Raw genomic sequence first — 19813 nt, forward strand, 5'->3', positions numbered from 1 at the left:
CCAACGCAACGACTTACAAACGTTGTACCAGGTAGGGTAATGCTGAAGTTCCACCACTTGACGGTGGTTCGATTTCGGTTATCGTGGTGCATGCAAGACAGCCCTTTGTTGAAGGCGCGCCAACGCCTGATGCATTCGAAGCCCCGGTCCCCCCGACCGGGGCTTCCTCATTTAGGTCTCTTCTCTATCTGATCTGGTCAATTACCGCTCCGCATTCGCATTATTCGATATCCTATCCTACTCGGGCCGGGGTTGTGTTGTGGGCAAGCAGTGGTCAGGGTTGTGGATAACCTTGGTGACTATAAAAATCATTCACTTGACACCCTATCCTTTGTCTAGCTGGTGCAGGTGGAGGTTCTCAACGAGTACTGGAAATGCTGATATTTTTTCTATGGTGATGTTGCTCAAGGTGATTGCCATGCACTAGCAGACTTCTCTGTAATGATGGGGTTTACAGAAGGTAGTCTGGACTTGGTCTGGTGATTCACGAAGCAGCACTCGGTGAATAAGACACTGTAGCTACCCCATGCGATGCATTAGCGGACATCGAATCAACGCTGCCTCTCTCAACGACATTGAGCGCTCAGTGTATCCCGGCTAGTCACCGGGCAAGTTGTAAACGGTGAGCTGTGCAGCCCTTTTTGGGCCAAAAAATTAAGCCTCACAATGGGTTGCGAGGCTTAGCCAGCACGTTGACCTTAAAGATCATATCGACTCAGTCATGGTGTGTTGATGATCTACCACACCACTGCTTCGATCCCCTTCCGGTCCTCCTCGGCCAGGGCCCGGTCGATTGCGTCCTTGCGGTCCCAGCTGCGCTGGTAGATCCCCTCGATGTGGGCCAGGGCTGCGAGGGTGAGGGTGTCCATCTCCTCGGCGGTGAGTTCGCGGTTGACGTTGGAGAGGCCGCGGAAGGTGAGTGTGGCCTCACTATCGCCGGCGACGATGAGCCGCTGGGCCTTGGCGGAGAGCCCGAGCAGATTGATCTGGTCCTGGGGGCGGGTCTGCACTACATCGGGTTCGCCGACGATCTCGTAGGGGAGGCCGGCGGCGAAGGCGGCATCGCGGGCCTGGTCGATCTCGGCGCGCTTGCGGGCGGCGAGATCCTCCGGGGGCTCGGGTGGTGGCGGCAAGCACTGCTCTCCGTCGTAGTGCCAGCCGGGGCGGGTATCGGTTGAGCAGGCCACCCACTGAATTGAAGCGTGAAAGCGACCCACCGGGTCAATGTCCGTGATTTCGGCCACGGTGCCATTGTTGATTCGTGCCCACATAGTTACCACCTCACAATGACAATGCCATCAGCACCAGTCGTTTGGCCATTTTCATTTATCGAGTTGCCGCCTCCCCCGCCGCCACCTGGCCCAAGGGCTGGGGATGAAACACTTGTGCTTAGATATCCGGCGCCCCTACCACCGGGTCCCCCTCCGTGCCCCCCTCGATATATCCCACCGCTTATTGGGTCATAAATCGGAGCGCCGCCTGGCCCAAGGCTACTGTTTATATCCCCACCGATGCCCACACCACCTGGCGCTCCTGATCGGTAACCTCCATCAGAGCCACGGCGACCTCCGGTGGCTGATAGATAAGAACCGAAGCTGCTTGATCCTCCGGCGGTTAAATTCCCCCCAGCGCCGACAGTGACCAAAATGCTGTTGTGGCCCGTCAAATCCAATATCTTGTAAGCGATCCCGCCGCCGCCGCCACCGCCGCAATCGACAGAGCTTGAGGAGCTTCCGCCGCCGCCACCGCCTCCGATAACAGTGACATATGCCTTTCGAAGGCCCTGCTTAAGAACATCAGGCACTGTCCATTCATTGGAGCCGGGAGTTTCAAATACAGCGATGTTCTGGAAGCCCTCTGCCGCGAAGTCTCCCAATGCCGAAAGCGCCTGTTGTAATGTTTCGGCCACCGGTACCTGTGCGATCTCCTCTTTCAGTTTGATCTGGTCGGCGACATGAGCCTCGACTGACTCAGCATGCTCCTGCAGCGCCTGCGCTGCGGCCTGGGCAGTCGCTGTGTCACCGCTGTCGGCATACTGGCGGGTGGCGAGCACCACGCTGGGATCGACCTTCAGGGTGACGGCGGCGGTGTCGCTGACCTGGAGCACCATGCGCACGGTCTGGGTGCGGCCGGAGCCTTCGTCCAGGGTGGGCTTGTAGGTCTCGGGGTAGTTGCCGTAGGCGATGAGGTCGCCGGCGGAGTCGAAGACGCCGATCTCGCGGATGGTCCAGCCGCCGACGTCCGGCGGCATGACCTGCTCGACGACGACCCAGTTGGGGTTGTCGGCATCCACCTCGACGCGGTTGATGGGCGCGCGGCGCACCTCGTTGATCAGTGCGGTGCGGTCGCTGTCCGGCGTGGGGACGCTGCCGCCGCCATCGCCCACGGCCAGGTGGGTGAGCTCGATGGTGTTGCCCAGGGCGACGGCGTTGGCCAGCTTGGCCTGGCCGACCTGGGTGAGCAGCGTATAGAACTGGGCCATGGGTGGGCCTCCTTATGTCTGCGGGTAGACGGTGGCGCTGTCGACGGTGTCGAGGCCGATGGCGACGAAGAAGGGCCCGGCCACCTCGGTGTCGCCGGCCTCGTAGGGGTAGATGGCGGTGACGTCGCCGTCGTAGGTGGCGGCGCCGACGTAGAAGCGGCCGCGGCTCTCGCCGAGCAGATCCATGCCGATGACGTGCCGGGTGAGCGGCTTGGCGTCATCCACCAGGCGGGTGAGCTCCAGGTACATGGCATCGGTGATGCCGGTCTCGAGCACGCCGATGCGCAGGGCGAAGGTGCCGGGCTCGCCCATGGGTTCGAGCTGCCACCACTCGGTGACCTCGAGCAGGTAGCCCAGCGGCTCGACCACGCGGCGTAGGGCGGCGATGGTGCCCTTCTTGCGGTGGACGTAGAAGCTGGTGGCAATGACCTCGCGTTTGGCGGCGTTGCTCCAGGCCGGGTCCCAGCGGTCGACGCTGAAGGCCCAGGCGAGGTAGGGCAGCAGGTGCGCGGGGCAGGTGTGGGGGTTCCACAGCTGGCGAAGCGGCACCGGTACGCGCTGGATCTCGGCCAGGGCCTCGGCGGCGGCGCGCTCCAGGGGGGAGGCGTTGCCCGGCAGTAGGGGCCGACGGTCACTCATCGCTGCCCCCGATCACGATCTCTACGCCGGTGCAGTGGGCGGCCTGGGTGTCATCGAGCACCACATCGGCGGCGGGCTGGGCGAGCTCGACCCGCTGTACGCCTTCGACGTGCAGGGCGGCATGAATGGCCGAGATGCGGATGTCGCGGCCGAGGCGGCGCTGCTCGTTGATGTAGCGAGCGAGGGACTCCTCGGCGGCGGCCAGCACCGGCTCCTGTTCGGGGCCGGGGAAGATGTAGAGCGTGGCCTCGATGGCGTAGTCGACGATGGTGGCGGATTGCACGGTGAGGCGGTCGCCGACCGGGCGGATGTCTTCGGCGGAGAGCGCCTTCTTGACGATCTCGACCAGCGCTTCGCTGGCGTGGCCATCGCCTTCGGTGCTGAGCAGTGTGACCAGGGCTTCGGCCGGGGCCGGGCTGATGGCGGTGGCATCGGAAATGCGGCCATCGGCCGAGAGGGCGTGGTAGACGTAGGCGCCGCGGGGGCCGGCGACGCTGAGGCCTTCCCAGGCCTGCTGGGCGCGCAGGCGCAGGTCGTTGTCGCTCTCCAGGGTGGGCGGTACCGGCGGCGTGGCGTTGGGGTCGCCTTCGTCGATCACCAGGCGCCGGACGTTGAAGTTGGCGACCAGCTGCTCGAGGTCGTCTTCCCGAGCGTTGGCGAGCATGACGGCGCGGGCGGCTTCGTTGATGCGCTGCCGCCAGACCAGCTCGCGGTAGGTGTTCTCCTGCAGCAGCAGGGTGAGCGGCTCGCTCTCCAGGGCGAGGGTGGCCTCGACCTCGTCGCGGCGGCTGGCGGGGACGAGGTCGAGCAGCGCCTGGCGGCGGTCGGCGAGGATCTCCTCGAAGTCGAGGCGCTCGACGACGCGCGGCGTGGGGAGCTGAGAGAGGTCGATGGTTCCGCTCATGCGATGGGCACCTCGAGCTGCAGGGGGTCGCCTTCACGGGTCTGGGCGTCGATCTCGAGCACGGCGGCGCCGGGGTGGGTGGTGCTGACGGCGCGGCGGATGGCGGTGACGCGGATGCGGGGCTCCCAGCGGATGAGCGCCATGACGCTGGCCGAGTAGGCCTGCAGCAGGGTGGCGTCGTTGAGCGGCATGTCGATCAGCTCGGGCAGCAGGCTGCCGTAGTCGCGGCGCATGACGCGCGAGCCGATCGGCGTGGTGAGGATGTCGCGCACGCTCTGCTGGATGTGCGCGAGGCCTTCGAGACGGCGGCCGGTGTGGGCGTTCATGCCTGCCATGTCATTCCACCTTGTATGTGCCGGCGGAGCTGCCGCCGGTGACGGGGACCTCGGCGTTGCTCTGGATCTCGTCGACCACGGCGTTGGCGATGGCCTCGGCCATGCGGTTGACCCAGGAGTGTTCGCCGCTTGCGGTGGCGCCCTGGGCGGCCATCTCGCTGACGATGCGGTTCTTGAGCTGCCCCTTGCTGAGTGCCATGCGCTATTTCCCCGCGGTGACCGTGCTGGAGCCGTCGCCGTGGGGGTTGCCGGTGAAGTGGCAGATGTGCCCCGTGGTGACGATCGGATTGCCGCCGTTGTGGTGGATGCTTTCGGCGTCGACGGTGACCACGCCGGCGGCCTTGATGATGACGTTGCCGACGCAGTCGATGGTCAGGGTGTTGCCCTGGTGGTCGTACTCGACCCGGGTGCCGTCCGGGTACCAGGTGCCGATCAGGTTCTCGTCGCCGCTGGGCGCGGGGTGCGCCTGGCGGTAGAGCCCGGAGAGCACGACGCCGGCGGAGAGATCCCCGCCCGGGAAGAGCACCAGGACCTGTTCGCCGAGGGTGGGCGGGTTCCAGGTGCGTGTTTCCCCGGCGCGCAGTTCGAGCCAGGGCAGGCGGGCGGTGGTGAGCTCGCCGATCTGCACCCGGCAGCGCGCGGAGGCGTGGTTCACCTCGGCGATGGTGCCGAGGCGGATGAGGTTGTGGATCAGGCGCAGCAGCTCGGCGACGCCTTGGGTAGCGTGAGAGGGGCTCATGCCGCCCATGCTTGCGCGCCCGGGCGTGGGCGCGGTAGCGCTGAGCCATGTACCGGCGGAGCGGTACACGCTCGATCAGGTGAGGGGGCGGTCAGGCGATATTGGCGCCGCACGTTGGCGGAATAGATTGCCTAGACGTGAACTGTGGTTCACACTTGCTGTCATGAAGAGCATCAGCCAAACCGAGACCTATGCCGACTGGTTCGCCAAGCTGCGCGACCAGAGGGCGAAGGCCAAGATCCTGGCCAGGATACGCCGCGTGGAGCTTGGCAACTTCGGCGATTGCGAACCGGTGGGCGAGGGGGTGTCGGAGCTGCGCATTCATTACGGCCCCGGCTACCGGGTCTACTTCGTGCAGCGAGGCTTCGAGCTGGTGATTCTCCTGGCGGGCGGCGATAAGGGCAGCCAGGCCAAGGACATCGAGGTTGCGAAGCAGCTCGCGCGCGAGTTGAAGGAGGTTCCATGAGCACACTACAGAAATGGGATGCGGTCGAGCATCTGGGCTCCGAGGAGGAGATGGCCCTGTACCTGGAGGCATGCCTGGAGGAAAACGACCCTGCGCTGGTGGCGGCTGCCCTGGGCGACATTGCCCGGGCGCGTGGCATGGCGCAGCTGGCCCGCGACACGGGGCTGACCCGTGAAGGGCTTTACAAGGCGCTCTCTGCCGATGGCAACCCCAGCTTTGCGACGATCATGAAGGTCATAAAGGCCCTCGGGTTCACGCTTCACGCTGAGGCTTCCTGACCCGAAGCGAGCGGCGCTCCCTGACTACGCAACGCCCTGGCACCCGTGCCAGGGCGTTTTTCATTGGGGGCAGGCACGACTTCAGGTGAGGTGGTCGATCAGGCTGTCGCGGATCCGCTCGCGGTCGGCGCGGGTGAAGCCGAGCAGCTCGCGGCGCGGGTACTGGTGCATGGGGCCGCCGGGCTCGACGCGGTCGCGCAGGCCCTGCTGGTGGACCTTGGCGATGCGCGCCACGCGGCCGAGGAAGGCGACCGCGGCGGCGTTGGGCCCGGCCTTCATGGTGAGGAAGCGGGCGGTGCGCAGCCGGGTGAACATGGCCCGCCGGCGGATGCCGCCGGCCTGGCCGCGCAGGGCGGCGCGGGGGGCGTAGGCGCTGCCATCCGGGTTCTGCTGGGCCTTGATGCGCTCGCGCTGGCTGATGCGCAGCTCGCGGGCGACGTGGCGGGCAAGGCGGCGCCGCTCGGCGGGGCCGAGCTTGGCGATCAGCGGCTCGACCCAGCTCTCGAGGGCCTGGAGGTCGCCGTCATCCATCGTTCGGGCTCTCCCACTGGCTGGCCGGCTGATAGTCGGCATCGCCGGGGCCCTTGACGTTGAGCGACCAGGAGAGCGCCGGGCAGGCCTCGATGGGGTAGGCGGGCATGCGGTGCTCGGCGCTGATGGTGCCGGCGTCGCAGTCCACCAGGGCGATCACCCGTTCGGTGAGGCGCACGGTGAGGGCGAGGTCCCAAGCGTTGTTGCTGAGGATCTCGGCCTCGAGGCGCACGGCTTCGTCGGGGTCGAGGTCCGGCTGGTAGCGGCTGAGCCACTGCAGCAGCGGGATCATCAGGGTGTCCAGGCTGCAGCGGTAGTCGGTGACGATGATCTGGGCGTCGACGCGATACTCGTGGCTGAGGTGCTGGCCGCGGGCGAAGGCGATGCCGCCATCCTGCACGAAGGTGAGCAGCTTCTCGGGGCCGCGCTTGAGATCCGGCACGGCGTTCAGCAGGTGCTGGCGAAGGGCCTGAAGTTTGATCATCGGCGGGGCTCCTGGCGGGTTTCGAGGGCGTCGACCAGACCGTTATGGCGGGTGGCGCAGCGGTGGTACTGCCCGGCCCAACTGGCCATGGTGAGGGCGACGTCGCCGCCGGTGCCGTCAGTCAGCGGGGGCAGCTCGGCGGGGCAGCGGCTCAGCAGGCTCTGCTGGATCGGGGGTGCGGCCGGCGGCGGCGTCGTTGAGCAGGCGGATAGTGTCAGGCTCAAGGCAGACGCGGCGATAAATCGGGCGCTCGATCTCACGGATGATTCCTCGGTCGATGACTCGCTCGCTGGCGGTGAGCTCGGCGAGGCGCGCTTCGACGCTGGCCGCGATCTCACTTTCGCGGGCCAGGGCGGCGTCGATAGTGCGCTGGGCGGCGCGCTCGGCAGTGAGGCGGTGGCTGTCTTCCAACCAGCCGCGGGCCTGCCAGCTGCCGGTAGCGGTGGCCACCAGCAGCAGGGCGAGGCCGGCAAGGCGGGCGCGTTTCATGCGGCGTATGCCGTGGGGGCTTCGCCTTGGCAGACGGCGGCGACGAGCACGTCGCCCACGGCTGCCACGACGCGGCGGCGGTTGGCGATGTACTTGGCCAGGTCGCTCTTGTTGGTGATGAAGAAGAGCTCGACGATCAGCCCGCCGCCCTGGGCGATGAACGCGAGCCGGCTGTGTTGGCCGCTGGCTTCGCCCTTGGCGCCGCGGTTGGCGATGCCGAGGGTGTCGGCGATGGCCTGGCAGAGGGCGTTGCCGAGCGGGTAGTGCTGGCGGTGGCTGAGGGTTTCCACGCCGGTGGCGGCGGGGTCGGTGAAGGCGTTGCAGTGGAACTCGACGGCGAGGTCGTGGGCCTTGGCGGCGCCGATGGCCTCGCGCAGCGGCAGGTTCTGCCCGGGGGCGCCGTCCTTGTCGAAGATGACCCGGCGGCGCAGGTAGTCGGCGAGCAGGTCGCGGAATTCCAGCACGATATCGGCCTCGGTATGGCCGTGGCCTACGGCGCCGGGGTCGGTGTCGCTGTGGCCGGCGGCGATGTACAGGCTCTTCTCCTGCAGGGCGGCGTATTGGCGCATCAGTGTCTCCAGCGGAACAGGTGGGCGAGGTTGCCGCCGGCGCGCAGCAGCAGGACGGCGATGGTGACCAGCACCAGGGCGAGGCCGGCGGCGGCGGGTTCGGGGAGGTCGAGCGTTGGAAGCTTGACGATGACGGTGACGTGGGCGCAGGAGACCAACCACGCGAGTAGCGCGATGCCCCGGCGGTAGCGGCTGCCGCGGCGCTGGAAGGTGAGGATGCGAAAGACGCTGATGACGGCAGCGAGGATCGCGATGTCGGTGAACACGCTCATTTCTTCCCCCCTGAGCCAAACCAGGCCTTGAGGTCGAGAGTGCGGACGCCCTCGATGACTCGAATGCCGGCAGTGACGGTGATGGAGGCGCCGATGAAGGCGGAGACAGCGGTGGCCTCGATGTAGTCGCCGAGCAGGGAGGGGCCGCCCAGGTAGCCGATGACGAAGGAGATCGGCAGGTAGGCGATCCGCATCCACAGCGGGAACTCCTGCTTGCCGCTGATGAAGAACAGCAGGGCGCCGCAGAAGGCGCCGATGGCGGCGTCGGGGTCGACCCCGGGCAGCAGGGCGATGAGGGCAGCGGTGAGGCTGATGGTGCCGGCGGCGACGGCGGTGCTGGGTTCGGCCATGAGTTCCTCAGTTCCGGGGCTTAGGTCCAGAGCTGCACGGTGCGCTGCTGGCGGGGTTCGGGCTCGGCGTCGGGCAGGCGCACGGCGGTGCCCTCGGGGAGATACGGGCCGAGCTCGGCGAGGCCGGGGTTGAGCTCGAGCGCCTGTTCGGTGATCGCGGCCGTGGCGCCCAGCACGCGGTGGCAGAGGGCGTCGAGGGTCTCGCCCTGGCGGGCGCGCTCGGTCTGCATCAGATCAGCTCCACGGTGCTGTGGGTGCGGCCAGTGAGTTCGGCGATGGCCCAGCGGGCATCGCCGCGGTAGTCGTCGGCGGCGAGGTCCTTGGCCTCGCCGCGTTCGTCGCCCTGGCCGGTGGCGCTGATATCGCGGTAGCGCTCGAGCAGTTCGGCATGGGCCTGGGCGTAGACAGCGCGCCGGTAGAGCAGGGCGTGGTGGCCTTGCATCTGCCAGGGCTCGAGCGGGATGCCCTGGGCGCCTTCGATGCCGGCGGCCTGCTGCTGAGCCTGGTAGTCGGCGAGCTGGCGGTTGACGTCGGCCATAGCGACGCGCAGGGCGTGCTCGAGGCGCGGCCGGGTGACGGTGCCGTCCAGCCGCTGGGTCTCGCGGAAGTCGCCCGGGACGATCTCGGGCCAGAAGCCGTTGTTGGCCAGGGGTTCCGGGGGCGCTTCCTGGGGGCCGGTGCCGGCGGCGATCAGTGACATGGTGTGCCTCGCTGGGGAAGGGGGTGGGCCGGGGTATCAGCGCGGGGCGTTGCTCCAGGCTGGCCCGGCGCCCCCTTGGCGTCGGCGTGCGACTCGGTGGTGGTCAGGCCCCTGGCTGGGCGGGGGGCTGGCCGGTGTCGTGCTGCTTGAGCTCGCGCTCGAGCTTCTCGATGTCCTTCTTCACGCCGGCGCGCTCGTTGAGCGCGAGGGCCCGGCGCAGGTGCTCGACCGCTTCGGCCGGACTGCCGGCGGTGCGGTGGGCGTAGCCGAGGGCCTTGTGCAGCTTCGCGCGGATCTCGTCGTGCATGTCGTGGCCGGCGGTGATGGCCTCGGTGCGCTGCAGGATCTCGGCGATGGCCGGGCCGTCGGGGGCGTCCTCGACCAGCATGCGCAGGGCCTGGTCGGCGAGTTCCTCGGCGATCAGGCTGGCGGTGTCGCGCTCGTAGCGGTCGGGCGTCTGCAGCTGGTGGCGCATGGCGTACTCGGCGATGTCCAGGGCGCCGGGCAGGTCACCGACGTCGATGCGCCACACCAGGACGCTCATCAGCACGTCGTCCTGTGCGCCCTGGCCGGCGGCCAGAACGCCTTCGACGTAGGGGGCGAACTCAGGCAGCAGCTCGCGCTTCTTCTCGATCTTGGCCTGCACGGACTTGATGGCCTTGAGGGTGCGGCGGGCTTCCCACAGGGCGGCGGCCATCAGCTCGTACTGGTGGCCTTGCTGCTGCTGGGCGGGGGTGGCCGCCGCCGCCGACTGGGCGGCGGTGGCGCGCTGGTAGTGGCGGCGGGCGGGGCTGCTGTGCTGGTTCACCATGGGTGGTTCGCTCCTCACTCGCTGGTCCAGTCGCCGAAGACGACGTTCTCGACCAGGCAGCCGGCGCCGAAGTCTTCGATGACGTAGGCGTCGTTGGAGGACTCGTAGTTCTCGACGCGCTTCCGCTCGGGCTTGTCCTTCATGTAGCGGCGGCGGCTGCCGAGCTGCCAGTAGAGCGAGAGGTTCTCGGGCATGGTGATGAACAGCTTGCCGTCCGGGAAGAAGGGCACGCGCACGGCCTGCTGCCCGCCCATGCGCTTCTGGCTGACCATGAGGTCGAGCGCCTGGTTTTCGGTGGGGGTGCCGGCATGCTCCTGGATGAGCGGGAAGTACTTGTCGGCGAGGATCTTGCGGCCGCAGATGACGCGCAGGTCGGTGGACTCGCGGTGCCAGGGGTCGATCATCTCGTTGACGACGTCGTAGACCAGGGCGTCGAGGTTGGCGTAGTGGCCGCCGGGGCCGATGCGCACCTGGCCGACGCCTTCGCCGCCTTCGGTGAGCACGCGCTGCGCAGCGCGCTCGCGGTACATCTGCAGCCAGCCCTTGTTGACGTCTTCGAGCAGGGGGTTGGCGACGCGGTCGGTCTCGCTGGCGGCGCTGGTGCCGTTGAAGCCGATCATGATGCGGTCGAGGGCCTGCTGGCGGACGATGGCGTTGCGCACCCGGGTCTGGAAGTCGGGGAACTTGGCCCAGGCGTCCAGCTTGCTCCAGGGGAGGAAGGTGTCGAACTCGGTGCTGACGCACTCGTAGCCGTTGGGGTCCAGGGCGGTGAGGTCGCGGGGCTGGCGGTCCTTGGTGGAGACGTCGGTGCGGCCGGCGATCGGCCCGGAGATGCCGAGGCCGAGCTTCTCGCCCTTGAGCTCGTCGACGCCGACCATGTTGATCAGGCTGAGGAAGGCGGAGCTCTCCTGGATCTTGGATTCCAGGGTCTGCTGGATGCTGGGCTCGACGGCGAAGCTCTCGCTGGCGTTGGGGACGCCGGAGAGGTGCGCCACGCGCTCGAGCAGCTTGTTGTAGGCGATGCGGGTCTGGTTGCGCATGGGCGCTCCTCAGCAGTCGGTGAGTTGGGCGTCGCCGCCGCCGGTGGCGGGCGTGCGGGGCGGGGTGTCGGGGGTGGTGTCGAGCTGCTCGTAGAGGGCGGTGAAGTCCGCCTTGAGCCGGTCGTGGGCGGCCTGCAGGGCATCGAACTGTGCCTGGGTGGGGCGCTTGGCAAGTTCACCGGCGAGTTCCCCATGCTTCTGCACGAAGAGCTCCAGGGTCTGCTCGAGCTCGCCGCGGAAGGCCTCGAAGCCCTTGGCGGTCTTGGCGTCCTGGCGCTTGAACAGGGCGGCGACCCGCTCGGCGAGGGTGGGGCCGGTGGGGGGCTCCGGTTCGTCGCTGAAGTCGAGCTCGACCTCGATGCCTTCGGAGAAGAGGTTCTCGGGGTGCTGCTTGCGCGCGGCCAGGGGGGAGGCGTCGCCGGCGCTGCGGCTGAACTTGAGCATTTCGGTGCCGAGGCTGGCGGGGGAGTCAGTGACCGCCAGGCCCTCGAGGTAGGCCTCGCCGGTGTCGGCGAACTTGGGGTTCACCTCGATGGAGGTGAATACCTTCTGCCGGTCGGCGTTGATCTCCTTGAGCCGCTCGGTGGGGTCGATCTGGACGAAGAGGGCGAGCTTGCCGTCCTCGACCGTTTCGGCCTTGGCGGCGATGACGTCGCCCAGGGCGCCGAAGTGGCTGTCGGCGCCCATGCCGCGGATGTGCTCCATCCACACGCGGGCGCCGTACTTCTTCGGGTCGTAGTTGCTGGCCATCTGCTCGATCCACTCGCGTGAGATCTCGCGGCCGTCGGTGGTGGCGCCTTGGGTGGCGACGCGGAACCATTTCATGGGGTGTCCTCGGCTGAAGCGGGGCGGGCGGCGATCGTTGCCGTCAGGTTCCGTGCCTGCGCGGGCCTTCTCAATGCGGCTGGCGTGTACGGTCCTGGCGGTACATGGCCGGCACCGCTTCGCCTCGCGGGCGCGCGGGTACGCTGGCCGCATGACGACGATGCCCCCCGATGCCCTGGACTCTCCGCGCCTGATCGCCCGCCATCTCTACTGGCAGGGGTGGCGCGTGGTGCGCATTGCCGAGCTGCTGGACGAGAAGGAGGCGACGCTGCACAGCTGGAAGCGGCGCGATGGCTGGGATGACGCCACACCGATCCAGCGGGTGGAGGGGGCGCTCGAGGCGCGGCTGGTTCAGCTGATCGTGAAGCCCGAGAAGGAGGGGCGGGACTTCAAGGAGATCGACCTGCTCGGCCGGCAGATCGAACGCCTGGCCCGGGTGCACAAGTACACCGAGAGCGGGCGCGAGTCGGACCTGAACCCCAACATCCACGCGCGCAACGAGGCGCCGCGCATCCGCAAGCAGCGCCGCAACTACCTCGATGAGGAACAGGTCGAGCTGCTGAAAGCAGCGTTTCTCGAAAGGTGCTTCCAGTACCAGCTGGATTGGTACGAAGCGGGGCAGAAGCACCGCATTCGCAACGTGCTGAAGAGTCGCCAGATCGGGGCCACGGACTTTTTTTCACTCGAAGCGATCGTCGATGCCTTCGAGCATGGCCGCAACAAGATCTTCCTGAGTGCCTCGAAGGCGCAGGCCCACATCTTCCGCAGCTACATCGTCAAGTTCGTCAAAGAGACCTGTGACATCGAGCTGAAGGGCGACCCGATCATCCTCGACAACGGCGCCGAGCTGCACTTCCTGGGCACGAACAGCAAGACGGCCCAGGGCTACCACGGCGACGTCTACCTGGACGAGTACTTCTGGATCCACCGCTTCCAGGAGTTCCGCAAGGTCACCAGCGGCATGGCCATGCACAAGAAGTGGCGGCAGACCTACTTCTCGACGCCTTCGAGCCTGGGCCATGAGGCCTACCCGTTCTGGAGCGGGGAGCTGTTCAACACTCGCCGGCCCAAGGCGGAGCGCCAAGAATTCGATGTCTCCCACGCGACCCTGGCGGGTGGGCGGCTGTGCCCGGATGGCCAGTGGCGCCAGATCGTCACCGTTGAAGACGCGATCCGGGGTGGCTGCGATCTCTTCGACCTGGAGCAGCTTCGGCTGGAGTACAGCGTCGACGAGTTCAACAACCTGCTGATGTGCCAGTTCGTGGACGACAGCCAGAGCGCCTTCCCGCTCTCGCTGCTGCACCCCTGCATGGTCGACAGCTGGGAGGTGTGGGACGACTACCGTCCCTATGCCCCGCGCCCGGTGGGGGACCGTGGCGTGTGGATCGGCTACGACCCCACCGGTACCGGCGAGGATGGCGATGGCGCGGGGCTGGTGGTGGTGCTGCCGGCACGCACCCGGGAGGAGAAGCACCGGGTGCTGGAGCGGCACCGGCTCAAGGGAGAGGACTACGAGGCCCAGGCCGCCTTCATCCGTTCGTTCCAGGAGAAGTACCGCATCGAGCATATCGGCATCGATGTCAGCGGCCTGGGGGAGGCGGTGGCCGAGCACGTGGAGAAGTGGTTCCCGACCCTGGTGCGCTACCGCTACGACGTCACCCTGAAGGCGACCATGGTAATGCAGGCCCAGCAGATCATGCGCAAGAGCCGCCTGGAGTTCGACGCGGGGTGGAGCGATATGGCCCAGAGCTTCATGGCCATCAAACGCGAGCTCACCCCCAGCGGGCGGCAGTTCACCTACACCAGCGGGCGCAGCCGCGCCACCGGCCACGCCGACCTGGCCTGGGCGACGATGCATGCGCTGCACAATGAACCGATCGACGGCCCGGCCGAAGAGGGCACGGGCTCCATCATGGAGATCTCCGGATGAGCCAGACGACAGCAAGCAAGCCGCGCATTCGCGTGCCCGCCTACCGCAGCGGCGAGCCAGCAGCCGCAGCGACTGCCGTGGCTTCCCCGCCGGCCATGGAGGCCTTCAGCTTCGGCGACCCGGAGCCGGTCACCAGCATGCGCGACATCTGGTACGAGGGGGTGTGGCTCACCGTTGACGAGTGGTACGAGCCGCCGATCCCGCTCTCGATCCTGGCCAAGAGCTATCGGGCGACCGCGCACCATGGCTCGGCGCTCCAGGTGAAGCGCAACATCCTGCTCAGGACCTTCGAGCCGCACCCACTTCTGAGCAGGCAGGTGTTCAGCGGCCTGGCCCTCGACTACCTGGTGTTCGGCAATGCCTACCTGGAGGAGGTGAGGGGACGGCTGGGCCGGCGGCTGCCGTTCCGCCACCTGCGAGCCAAGTACATGCGCCGCGGCGGCCTCGAGGCGGACCGATACTGGTGGGTACCCAACTACCTGGAGCGCCAGGAACTGCCCCACGGGCGAGTGATCCATCTGCTCGAGCCCGACATCGACCAGTCGATCTATGGGGTGCCGGACTACCTGGGGAGTCTGCAGTCGGCCTGGCTCAACGAGTCGGCCACGCTGTTCCGGCGGCGCTACTACCTGAACGGCAGCCATGCCGGGTTCATCCTCTACGTCAACGACCCCGCCCAGGACCAGAAGGACATCGACGCCATGCGCCAGGCCCTCAAGGACAGTAAGGGCCCGGGCAACTTCCGCAACCTCTTCCTGTACTCCCCCAAGGGCAAGAAGGACGGGGTCCAGGTGATCCCCGTCTCCGAGGTGGCGGCCAAGGACGACTTCTGGAACATCAAGAACCTCACCCGAGACGACCAGCTCGCCGGCCACAGGATCCCCCCGCAGCTGATGGGCATCGTGCCCACCAACACCGCCGGCTTCGGTGACGTTGAGAAGGCCGCCCGGGTGTTCGTGGCCAACGAGCTCGAACCTCTCCAGGAGAGCCTGAAGGAGATCAACGAGATCACTGGCGAGGAGATCGTCCGCTTCCGGCCATACCTGCTCGAGGAGGAGGGCGACAGCGCCGCCTGACGCAACCTGCTCTCATCGCTTGCCGCCCGCTGGGCGGCATTTTTGTGGCTGCTCGCCGCAGCTGGCCGGCGAGTACCAACTTCACCCGGGCACACGGCCCAGCCCCACGGCGCGCCGTCGACACCCCGCCCCGCCGGCGCTCTTTGCGTGCCGAATTTTCTGCACGTATGCATGGCCTGGGAACAGGCGCAGATTGGTAGGGTGGAATGGCAGCTAAGTGGCTGGAAATACTTGCGTTTTCTTTCAATATGGATGGTGAAAAGGGTGGCGCCCCGGTGATGGGGGATTCTGAGAAGGTGGGGGGTGCTCGGAAAAAGGTAACATGGGTCGCAGGGCTGTTTTTTATATATAAGCCTATGATTTTAAATGCTTTTGCCGTTACCTTTAAAAGGTCACAAAAAGTACTGAAAAAGGTGATGCCCACATAAGCTGCTGATTCTAATAGGTATATGAAATCTCTTCTGTGACCTTTCAAAAAGGTAACGCATCACCTTTACATCACCTTTTTGTTACCTTTTGGACGTACGTTTGAAATCCATTAGAATCATTGGCTTATGTTGATTTTTGCCATTGCGCTACCGTTGTTACCTTTTTCCGAGCCCCCCACGGATTCTAGAGCCAGGCGTGCGCGTGACACGCATACGCGCGCGTCGCGCACGAATCTCAGGATTCGCGAACGTGGCGAGTCCAAAGTGGCAAAAACCGGTGGGGAGCTGGAACAATTTTGGTACTGCGCAAGCATCAAGCCCGTAATGCCGGGCACCTTCACCAATCCATCATCGGCGCGACGGAGAAGGTGCGGTCGAGCTGGGGCATCGGGCATCACGGGGTTGTTCGGAGAGGCAGTATTCTACCAGCCCCCGGCGCGGGTTGCCCATGGCAGACATGCTGCGGCCGATCGGGTCGGCCTGGGAGAAGGCGGTCGGTGCTTCGCGGTTGCCGCACTGCCCGCAGATAAGGGGCGGGCCATGTACCCTGTGGGTGAGGGCGATGCTTCAAGCGTGAGCGACGCTACCCCTGGAACCTTATCTGCGAGATGACGGCCATGTCCCACGAACTGACCGACCACCAACTGGAGCTGCTGGCCCGCGTGCTGCAGCATGGCGGGGTCCTCTCCTCGCCCTTCGGCTACTCCGACGAGGACGCCCTGCTGCCGGCGCTGCGCGAGGACATCGCCGCGCTGGAGGAGAAGGGGCTGATCACGGTGACGCCCCATGCCGGCCGGGGCCAGGGGGAGACCCTGACGCTGACCGAGGAGGGCTATGCGGCCCTCGACATGACCTGAGGGGCCCGCCTGGTCGGCCCGAGTTTCAGGCGGTGAACACCGTGTAGAGCATCTGCAGCGCGAGGAGCATCAGCATGACCGCGAATACCCGCTTGAGGAGTGCCACCGGCAGGCGGTGGGCGAGCCTCGCGCCGAGGGGGGCGGTGAGGATGCTGAAGGGCGCCATGAGCAGCAGGGCGGGCAGGTAGACATAGCCCCAGGCGGCATCCGGCAGGCCGGCGGTGCCCCAGCCGTTGATCAGGTAGCCCAGCGCCCCCGCCAGGGCGATGGGCAGGCCCACCGCGGCGGAGGTGCCGATCGCCTGGGGCAGCCGGACGTTGCACCAGGTGAGGAAGGGCACGGTGAGCGAGCCGCCGCCGATGGCCACCAGCGCGGAGATGCCGCCGATGCCGAACCCCGCCCCGGAGAGGCCGACGGTACCCGGCAGGGTGCGGGATGGCCTGGGTTTGAGGTTGGCGAACATCTGCAGCGACATCAGTACCATGAAGCAGGCGAAAAACACCGCCAGGCCGCGGGTCGGTATCAGGGCCGCGATGAAGGTGGCCAGGAAGGTGCCGGCGAGGATCGCGGGGGTGATGAGGCGAACGACATGCCAGTTCACCGCGCCATGCCGATGGTGCGACCAGAGGCTGGCCGAGGCGGACGGCACGATGGCGGCCATGGCGGTGCCCAGGGCCAGGTGGGCGAGGTGCTCATGGGGGACGCCCTGGAGCACGAACAGGAAGGTCAGGATCGGCACCATGATGCCGCCGCCACCGATGCCGAGCATGCCGGCCATCAGGCCAACGAAGCTTCCCAGGGCCAGATAGGCCAGCCACCACAGGGGATCCACGGGCGTCTCCTCGATCGTCATGGGTTGTCGTGAAGAGGGCATTCTAGTGGAAAACCCGTGCCGACAGGCAATTGCCGGGTCGTGGGACGGTCGGCATGTGCTATGAAGAAGGACAGGCGGTGCCACTCCGGTACGCCTGGCGACGGGAGGCAGGACCATGATGGAGCGCAAGCAGCGACTCGAGACCCTGCGTGACGAGCTGGTCGAGCGAATCGAACGCTATCGTGACCACAAGGAGCAGCGTGCAGGCCCGCTGGACAAGGACATGGAGGAGCAGGCCATCGAGTTGCAGAACGACGAGGTGGTCGATGCCCTGGAGCGGGAGGCCGAGGATGAGCTGCGTCAGGTGATGCATGCCCTGGGGCGCATCGACGGCGGCGAAGGGGAGCTCTGCGAGGTGTGTGAGGAGCCGATCGCGGGCGAGCGTCTCGAGGCCCTGCCGTTCGCTACCCTCTGCCGAGACTGCGCCGAGCCACGTTGAGTGGTTCACGGGACGGGCAGCCCGAGCAGATGATAGCCTTGGCCTGGGAGTCATCGCTTGGGAGGTCATGCATGAAGCTGTGGTATCGAGGATGCAGCCTGGGGCTGCTGCTGGTGCTGCTGGTGCTGCTGGCGGGCTGCGGCGGCGCCGATAATGGTGACGCGGCGCCCGAGGCGCCGGCAGAGGAGCCGGAAGCGGAGGTGGTCGTCGAGGCGCCGGCGCCCGAACCGGAACCCGAGGTGGCACCCTTCGACGAGCCGGTCGTCATCGAGTTCGCGGCCAGCCTGCGCACCGACCGGCGGCTGATGGTCGAGGGGGAGAGCAATCTGCCCGAGGGGGCGAGGCTGCAGATCGTGGTGGAGCGGGAACTGAGCGGCGTGCGCTGGCAGCAGCGCACCACCCTGCAGGAGGGGCGCTTCCATGCCGGTCCCTTCGGCCCGGGCAGTGGCCTGCCGGACGGCGGTTACACCATTACCGTGAACCTGCCCGAGGCCAGCGTGCAGCCGCTGGAGGTGCGGCGGAAGATCGGCCAGCAGGGCGAGCACCTGAGCGGTCCGCTGGTGAGTACCTCACGACACGGCCTGGGGCAGGTGGCCAGTGCCTCACGGCGTTTCCTGGTGGGCAGCGAGCCCCGTCGCACCGATGATCGGGTCGAGGTGCTGGGCGTCGAGTAGGGGGAGGAAGAGGGCCGCCTCAGAGTGAGGCGGTCTGCCAGCGGGCCACCAGCTTGCCCAGCAGCCGGGTATCGGGGGTATAGCCTTCGACCCGGTCGCTCTCCTCGGCGCTGAACAGCAGCTTGCCGTCATCGTCCTGGCTGACGCGACGAATGCAGTGACGCCCCTCTCGCTCGACCAGGTAGAGCCCGGTCTGATGGAAGATGTCGGTGGGGGCCACGGCGACCAGGTCACCTTCGCTCAGGAAGTCGAAATGCTCGCCAGGGGCCGGGGTCAGCAGGAAGCACTCTCCCTCCCACTGCTGGGCGGGCACCAGCTCGAAGGGCAGCTCGATGCGTCCGGCGGCGGGGTCCTGCCAGGGGGCGGGGGGCTGGCTGCGCAAGTAGAGAGGGGCGGCCCGGCCGCCGTTCTCGCCCTCCAGCAGCCGTGACAGGGGGCAGCCCAGGGCCTGGGACAGCGCCACCAGCCGCTCGTGGCCGATCTGGCGGATGGCGCCCGACTCCCAGTAGGAGATGGTCACGTCCGAAACGCCTACCCGTCGAGCCAGGGCCGCCTTGTTGAGGTTGGCCTCCAGACGGAGCTCCTTGATGCGCGGGCCTAGTGAATCCATCTCTTCATCCTGTCGTTGCATGTCTTGTGTTATCGGAACGTTAGGAAAAGCCGGCGGTGATCATCCGGCATCCTGTGCGGCTGTGCAATAACGCACACCAACGTTGATTCACCGATTATGGTGGCGTCGGCGCTTGTCACCAGGCTACCGGCTCGCCGGCCCAGTCGTAGAAGCTGGCGGCCCCCCCGAGCGGGCGCTCCCCCAGCACCGCGAGAAGCCGCTCGGCCACGAATGCCGGTGTGAACAGCTTGCCTTCCGGCACCCGGGCCTGGAAGGGGCGTGAGAGTCCGGTATCCGTGGTGCCGGGATGCAGGCAGACCACGGCGAGGGTTTTGTTGAGCCGTCGCAGCTCCACCGCGGCCGTCCTCATCAGCATGTTATGGGCTGCCTTGCTGGCGCGATAGGCGTACCAGCCGCCCAGACGATTGTCCTCGATGGAGCCGACCCGGGCCGAGAGACTGGCCACCAGGGCCGGGTGCCCTCCCTTCAGGCTGGGCTGCAGCGCCTGGAGCAGCAGCCGGGGTCGTGGCATTGACGTGGAACAGGTGTGCCATGGCCTCGGCGTCGAGGTCGTCGAGCTTCTTCTCTGGGTGAATGCCGAGCGCCTCGTCATGCAGCATGCCGAGGGTGTTGAAGGTCAGGTGAAGCGGTGTGCCGTCCAGGTGGGCGGCCAGTCGCTCTCGGCCCTCGGGCGTGGTGAGGTCGGCTTCCAGCGGCTCCAGGCGGGGATCCGCTTGGGGCATCGGGCGCCGGCTGGCGGCGATCACCCGGCCCGGCCTGGGGCTGGCCAGCAGGGTCTCCACCACCGCCCGGCCGATGCCGCCGCCGGCGCCGGTCACCAGCGTGGTGAAGCCCTCGGGAAGTTGCGCAAGCATGACGTGTCTCCTGGTCGGCCGGCGGGCCAGGTCGGGTAGCCTGACATTGACCGCGATCCACGCGGATGATTCCCGGTGACGGCTGCCGAGCGGGCGGCAGGTGCGTATAATGCGGCCATTCTTCCACCAGCATCGG

The 19813-nt window shown here is 67.0% G+C and carries 30 protein-coding genes; 8 read left to right on the plus strand and 22 right to left on the minus strand.

The window, feature by feature from the left end:
• Positions 1-737 precede the first annotated feature (737 nt).
• From D1793_RS02100 to D1793_RS02130, 7 genes are all read right to left on the minus strand, one after another.
• Positions 738-1133, minus strand: a complete 396-nt coding sequence (locus D1793_RS02100; RefSeq protein WP_162899885.1) for a DUF4376 domain-containing protein — start codon at positions 1131-1133, stop codon at positions 738-740.
• A gap of 140 nt (positions 1134-1273) precedes the next feature.
• Positions 1274-2482, minus strand: coding sequence for a phage tail protein (locus D1793_RS02105; RefSeq protein ID WP_119020676.1), 1209 nt, complete (start codon positions 2480-2482; stop codon positions 1274-1276).
• 12 nt (positions 2483-2494) lie between these two features.
• Positions 2495-3121, minus strand: a complete 627-nt coding sequence (locus D1793_RS02110; RefSeq protein ID WP_119020677.1) for a phage tail protein I — start codon at positions 3119-3121, stop codon at positions 2495-2497.
• Positions 3114-4025 carry a baseplate assembly protein gene (locus D1793_RS02115; RefSeq protein ID WP_119020678.1) on the minus strand — a complete coding sequence of 304 codons (912 nt, stop codon included), beginning with the start codon at positions 4023-4025 and terminating at the stop codon, positions 3114-3116. Before D1793_RS02115 ends, D1793_RS02110 begins: the two co-directional genes overlap by 8 nt.
• Complete coding sequence (locus tag D1793_RS02120; RefSeq protein WP_119020679.1) at positions 4022-4360, minus strand: GPW/gp25 family protein; 339 nt, start codon at positions 4358-4360, stop codon at positions 4022-4024. Before D1793_RS02120 ends, D1793_RS02115 begins: the two co-directional genes overlap by 4 nt.
• Position 4361: 1 nt before the next feature.
• Positions 4362-4559 carry a hypothetical protein gene (locus D1793_RS02125; RefSeq protein WP_119020680.1) on the minus strand — a complete coding sequence of 66 codons (198 nt, stop codon included), beginning with the start codon at positions 4557-4559 and terminating at the stop codon, positions 4362-4364.
• A gap of 3 nt (positions 4560-4562) precedes the next feature.
• Positions 4563-5099, minus strand: a complete 537-nt coding sequence (locus D1793_RS02130) for a phage baseplate assembly protein V (protein WP_119023539.1) — start codon at positions 5097-5099, stop codon at positions 4563-4565.
• A 163-nt stretch (positions 5100-5262) separates the two neighbouring features.
• On the opposite strand from D1793_RS02130, the gene D1793_RS02135 reads away from it, so the two are divergent.
• Positions 5263-5565, plus strand: a complete 303-nt coding sequence (locus D1793_RS02135) for a type II toxin-antitoxin system RelE/ParE family toxin (RefSeq protein WP_119020681.1) — start codon at positions 5263-5265, stop codon at positions 5563-5565.
• Entirely contained in the window at positions 5562-5843 is a 282-nt protein-coding gene (locus D1793_RS02140; RefSeq protein WP_119020682.1) for an addiction module antidote protein, read from the plus strand. Before D1793_RS02135 ends, D1793_RS02140 begins: the two co-directional genes overlap by 4 nt.
• A gap of 81 nt (positions 5844-5924) precedes the next feature.
• On the opposite strand, the gene D1793_RS02145 is transcribed toward D1793_RS02140, so the two are convergent.
• The 11 genes from D1793_RS02145 to D1793_RS02195 form a co-directional block, all read right to left on the minus strand.
• Entirely contained in the window at positions 5925-6374 is a 450-nt protein-coding gene (locus D1793_RS02145; RefSeq protein WP_119020683.1) for a phage virion morphogenesis protein, read from the minus strand.
• Entirely contained in the window at positions 6367-6858 is a 492-nt protein-coding gene (locus tag D1793_RS02150; protein WP_119020684.1) for a phage tail protein, read from the minus strand. Before D1793_RS02150 ends, D1793_RS02145 begins: the two co-directional genes overlap by 8 nt.
• A gap of 117 nt (positions 6859-6975) precedes the next feature.
• A complete protein-coding gene (locus tag D1793_RS02155; protein WP_119020685.1) occupies positions 6976-7347 on the minus strand; it encodes a hypothetical protein in 372 nt (123 codons plus the stop codon).
• Positions 7344-7916, minus strand: coding sequence for an N-acetylmuramoyl-L-alanine amidase (locus tag D1793_RS02160; protein WP_119020686.1), 573 nt, complete (start codon positions 7914-7916; stop codon positions 7344-7346). The genes D1793_RS02155 and D1793_RS02160 overlap by 4 nt, the downstream gene beginning before the upstream one ends.
• On the minus strand, positions 7916-8188 hold the full coding sequence (locus D1793_RS02165) for a phage holin family protein (protein WP_119020687.1): 273 nt from the start codon (positions 8186-8188) through the stop codon (positions 7916-7918). The genes D1793_RS02160 and D1793_RS02165 overlap by 1 nt, the downstream gene beginning before the upstream one ends.
• A complete protein-coding gene (locus D1793_RS02170; protein WP_119020688.1) occupies positions 8185-8538 on the minus strand; it encodes a putative holin in 354 nt (117 codons plus the stop codon). The genes D1793_RS02165 and D1793_RS02170 overlap by 4 nt, the downstream gene beginning before the upstream one ends.
• Before the next feature lie 20 nt (positions 8539-8558).
• Positions 8559-8768: a tail protein X gene (locus D1793_RS02175; protein ID WP_119020689.1), complete on the minus strand. Its 210-nt coding sequence runs from the start codon at positions 8766-8768 to the stop codon at positions 8559-8561.
• Entirely contained in the window at positions 8768-9238 is a 471-nt protein-coding gene (locus D1793_RS02180; protein ID WP_119020690.1) for a head completion/stabilization protein, read from the minus strand. Before D1793_RS02180 ends, D1793_RS02175 begins: the two co-directional genes overlap by 1 nt.
• Positions 9239-9341: 103 nt before the next feature.
• Positions 9342-10049 carry a phage terminase small subunit gene (gpM, locus tag D1793_RS02185; RefSeq protein WP_119020691.1) on the minus strand — a complete coding sequence of 236 codons (708 nt, stop codon included), beginning with the start codon at positions 10047-10049 and terminating at the stop codon, positions 9342-9344.
• Positions 10050-10063: 14 nt separating this feature from the next.
• A complete protein-coding gene (locus tag D1793_RS02190) occupies positions 10064-11089 on the minus strand; it encodes a phage major capsid protein, P2 family (RefSeq protein WP_119020692.1) in 1026 nt (341 codons plus the stop codon).
• A gap of 9 nt (positions 11090-11098) precedes the next feature.
• Positions 11099-11914, minus strand: coding sequence for a GPO family capsid scaffolding protein (locus D1793_RS02195; RefSeq protein WP_119020693.1), 816 nt, complete (start codon positions 11912-11914; stop codon positions 11099-11101).
• Positions 11915-12065: 151 nt separating this feature from the next.
• Between D1793_RS02195 and D1793_RS02200 the strand changes: the two genes are divergently transcribed.
• The 4 genes from D1793_RS02200 (at position 12066) to D1793_RS02210 (ending at position 16205) form a co-directional block, all read left to right on the plus strand.
• Complete coding sequence (locus D1793_RS02200) at positions 12066-13844, plus strand: terminase family protein (protein ID WP_119020694.1); 1779 nt, start codon at positions 12066-12068, stop codon at positions 13842-13844.
• Positions 13841-14920 carry a phage portal protein gene (locus D1793_RS02205; protein WP_119020695.1) on the plus strand — a complete coding sequence of 360 codons (1080 nt, stop codon included), beginning with the start codon at positions 13841-13843 and terminating at the stop codon, positions 14918-14920. Before D1793_RS02200 ends, D1793_RS02205 begins: the two co-directional genes overlap by 4 nt.
• Positions 14921-15126: 206 nt before the next feature.
• Positions 15127-15348 (plus strand): hypothetical protein, encoded by a 222-nt coding sequence (locus D1793_RS19330; RefSeq protein WP_162899886.1) that lies wholly within the window; start codon positions 15127-15129, stop codon positions 15346-15348.
• A gap of 617 nt (positions 15349-15965) precedes the next feature.
• Complete coding sequence (locus D1793_RS02210) at positions 15966-16205, plus strand: hypothetical protein (RefSeq protein WP_162899887.1); 240 nt, start codon at positions 15966-15968, stop codon at positions 16203-16205.
• A gap of 25 nt (positions 16206-16230) precedes the next feature.
• On the opposite strand, the gene D1793_RS02215 is transcribed toward D1793_RS02210, so the two are convergent.
• A complete protein-coding gene (locus tag D1793_RS02215; RefSeq protein WP_162899888.1) occupies positions 16231-17058 on the minus strand; it encodes a sulfite exporter TauE/SafE family protein in 828 nt (275 codons plus the stop codon).
• Positions 17059-17194: 136 nt separating this feature from the next.
• Between D1793_RS02215 and D1793_RS02220 the strand changes: the two genes are divergently transcribed.
• A complete protein-coding gene (locus tag D1793_RS02220; protein ID WP_119020697.1) occupies positions 17195-17518 on the plus strand; it encodes a TraR/DksA C4-type zinc finger protein in 324 nt (107 codons plus the stop codon).
• A 71-nt stretch (positions 17519-17589) separates the two neighbouring features.
• Positions 17590-18192 (plus strand): hypothetical protein, encoded by a 603-nt coding sequence (locus tag D1793_RS02225; protein WP_110068266.1) that lies wholly within the window; start codon positions 17590-17592, stop codon positions 18190-18192.
• Positions 18193-18211: 19 nt separating this feature from the next.
• Here D1793_RS02225 and D1793_RS02230 read toward each other — a convergent pair whose 3' ends face one another.
• The 3 genes from D1793_RS02230 to D1793_RS02235 all read right to left on the minus strand — a co-directional run bounded on the left by D1793_RS02230 (position 18212) and on the right by D1793_RS02235 (position 19677).
• Positions 18212-18802: a helix-turn-helix transcriptional regulator gene (locus D1793_RS02230; protein WP_162899889.1), complete on the minus strand. Its 591-nt coding sequence runs from the start codon at positions 18800-18802 to the stop codon at positions 18212-18214.
• A 136-nt stretch (positions 18803-18938) separates the two neighbouring features.
• Positions 18939-19268, minus strand: coding sequence for an SDR family NAD(P)-dependent oxidoreductase (locus D1793_RS20095; RefSeq protein WP_346426388.1), 330 nt, complete (start codon positions 19266-19268; stop codon positions 18939-18941).
• A complete protein-coding gene (locus tag D1793_RS02235) occupies positions 19180-19677 on the minus strand; it encodes a hypothetical protein (protein ID WP_346426389.1) in 498 nt (165 codons plus the stop codon). Before D1793_RS02235 ends, D1793_RS20095 begins: the two co-directional genes overlap by 89 nt.
• Positions 19678-19813 lie beyond the last annotated feature (136 nt).

It is taken from the genome of Halomonas sp. JS92-SW72, assembly GCF_003547075.1.
Lineage (GTDB): Bacteria > Pseudomonadota > Gammaproteobacteria > Pseudomonadales > Halomonadaceae > Halomonas > Halomonas alkalicola.

What these genes read in the sequence shown, in the direction of transcription:
- D1793_RS02215 (WP_162899888.1), bottom strand. Translation starts at nt 17,058, where the DNA reads ATGACGATCGAGGAGACGCCCGTGGATCCCCTGTGGTGGCTGGCCTAT.
- D1793_RS02200 (WP_119020694.1), top strand. Translation starts at nt 12,066, where the DNA reads ATGACGACGATGCCCCCCGATGCCCTGGACTCTCCGCGCCTGATCGCC.
- D1793_RS02175 (WP_119020689.1), bottom strand. Translation starts at nt 8,768, where the DNA reads ATGCAGACCGAGCGCGCCCGCCAGGGCGAGACCCTCGACGCCCTCTGC.
- D1793_RS02170 (WP_119020688.1), bottom strand. Translation starts at nt 8,538, where the DNA reads ATGGCCGAACCCAGCACCGCCGTCGCCGCCGGCACCATCAGCCTCACC.
- D1793_RS02125 (WP_119020680.1), bottom strand. Translation starts at nt 4,559, where the DNA reads ATGGCACTCAGCAAGGGGCAGCTCAAGAACCGCATCGTCAGCGAGATG.
- D1793_RS02180 (WP_119020690.1), bottom strand. Translation starts at nt 9,238, where the DNA reads ATGTCACTGATCGCCGCCGGCACCGGCCCCCAGGAAGCGCCCCCGGAA.
- D1793_RS02155 (WP_119020685.1), bottom strand. Translation starts at nt 7,347, where the DNA reads ATGAAACGCGCCCGCCTTGCCGGCCTCGCCCTGCTGCTGGTGGCCACC.
- D1793_RS02150 (WP_119020684.1), bottom strand. Translation starts at nt 6,858, where the DNA reads ATGATCAAACTTCAGGCCCTTCGCCAGCACCTGCTGAACGCCGTGCCG.
- D1793_RS02145 (WP_119020683.1), bottom strand. Translation starts at nt 6,374, where the DNA reads ATGGATGACGGCGACCTCCAGGCCCTCGAGAGCTGGGTCGAGCCGCTG.
- D1793_RS02140 (WP_119020682.1), top strand. Translation starts at nt 5,562, where the DNA reads ATGAGCACACTACAGAAATGGGATGCGGTCGAGCATCTGGGCTCCGAG.
- D1793_RS02105 (WP_119020676.1), bottom strand. Translation starts at nt 2,482, where the DNA reads ATGGCCCAGTTCTATACGCTGCTCACCCAGGTCGGCCAGGCCAAGCTG.
- D1793_RS02195 (WP_119020693.1), bottom strand. Translation starts at nt 11,914, where the DNA reads ATGAAATGGTTCCGCGTCGCCACCCAAGGCGCCACCACCGACGGCCGC.
- D1793_RS02210 (WP_162899887.1), top strand. Translation starts at nt 15,966, where the DNA reads ATGTCCCACGAACTGACCGACCACCAACTGGAGCTGCTGGCCCGCGTG.
- D1793_RS02110 (WP_119020677.1), bottom strand. Translation starts at nt 3,121, where the DNA reads ATGAGTGACCGTCGGCCCCTACTGCCGGGCAACGCCTCCCCCCTGGAG.
- D1793_RS02135 (WP_119020681.1), top strand. Translation starts at nt 5,263, where the DNA reads ATGAAGAGCATCAGCCAAACCGAGACCTATGCCGACTGGTTCGCCAAG.
- D1793_RS02190 (WP_119020692.1), bottom strand. Translation starts at nt 11,089, where the DNA reads ATGCGCAACCAGACCCGCATCGCCTACAACAAGCTGCTCGAGCGCGTG.
- D1793_RS02205 (WP_119020695.1), top strand. Translation starts at nt 13,841, where the DNA reads ATGAGCCAGACGACAGCAAGCAAGCCGCGCATTCGCGTGCCCGCCTAC.
- D1793_RS02220 (WP_119020697.1), top strand. Translation starts at nt 17,195, where the DNA reads ATGATGGAGCGCAAGCAGCGACTCGAGACCCTGCGTGACGAGCTGGTC.
- D1793_RS02160 (WP_119020686.1), bottom strand. Translation starts at nt 7,916, where the DNA reads ATGCGCCAATACGCCGCCCTGCAGGAGAAGAGCCTGTACATCGCCGCC.
- D1793_RS19330 (WP_162899886.1), top strand. Translation starts at nt 15,127, where the DNA reads ATGGCAGCTAAGTGGCTGGAAATACTTGCGTTTTCTTTCAATATGGAT.
- D1793_RS02230 (WP_162899889.1), bottom strand. Translation starts at nt 18,802, where the DNA reads ATGGATTCACTAGGCCCGCGCATCAAGGAGCTCCGTCTGGAGGCCAAC.
- D1793_RS02225 (WP_110068266.1), top strand. Translation starts at nt 17,590, where the DNA reads ATGAAGCTGTGGTATCGAGGATGCAGCCTGGGGCTGCTGCTGGTGCTG.
- D1793_RS02165 (WP_119020687.1), bottom strand. Translation starts at nt 8,188, where the DNA reads ATGAGCGTGTTCACCGACATCGCGATCCTCGCTGCCGTCATCAGCGTC.
- D1793_RS02120 (WP_119020679.1), bottom strand. Translation starts at nt 4,360, where the DNA reads ATGGCAGGCATGAACGCCCACACCGGCCGCCGTCTCGAAGGCCTCGCG.
- D1793_RS02235 (WP_346426389.1), bottom strand. Translation starts at nt 19,677, where the DNA reads ATGCTTGCGCAACTTCCCGAGGGCTTCACCACGCTGGTGACCGGCGCC.
- gpM (WP_119020691.1), bottom strand. Translation starts at nt 10,049, where the DNA reads ATGGTGAACCAGCACAGCAGCCCCGCCCGCCGCCACTACCAGCGCGCC.
- D1793_RS02115 (WP_119020678.1), bottom strand. Translation starts at nt 4,025, where the DNA reads ATGAGCGGAACCATCGACCTCTCTCAGCTCCCCACGCCGCGCGTCGTC.
- D1793_RS02130 (WP_119023539.1), bottom strand. Translation starts at nt 5,099, where the DNA reads ATGAGCCCCTCTCACGCTACCCAAGGCGTCGCCGAGCTGCTGCGCCTG.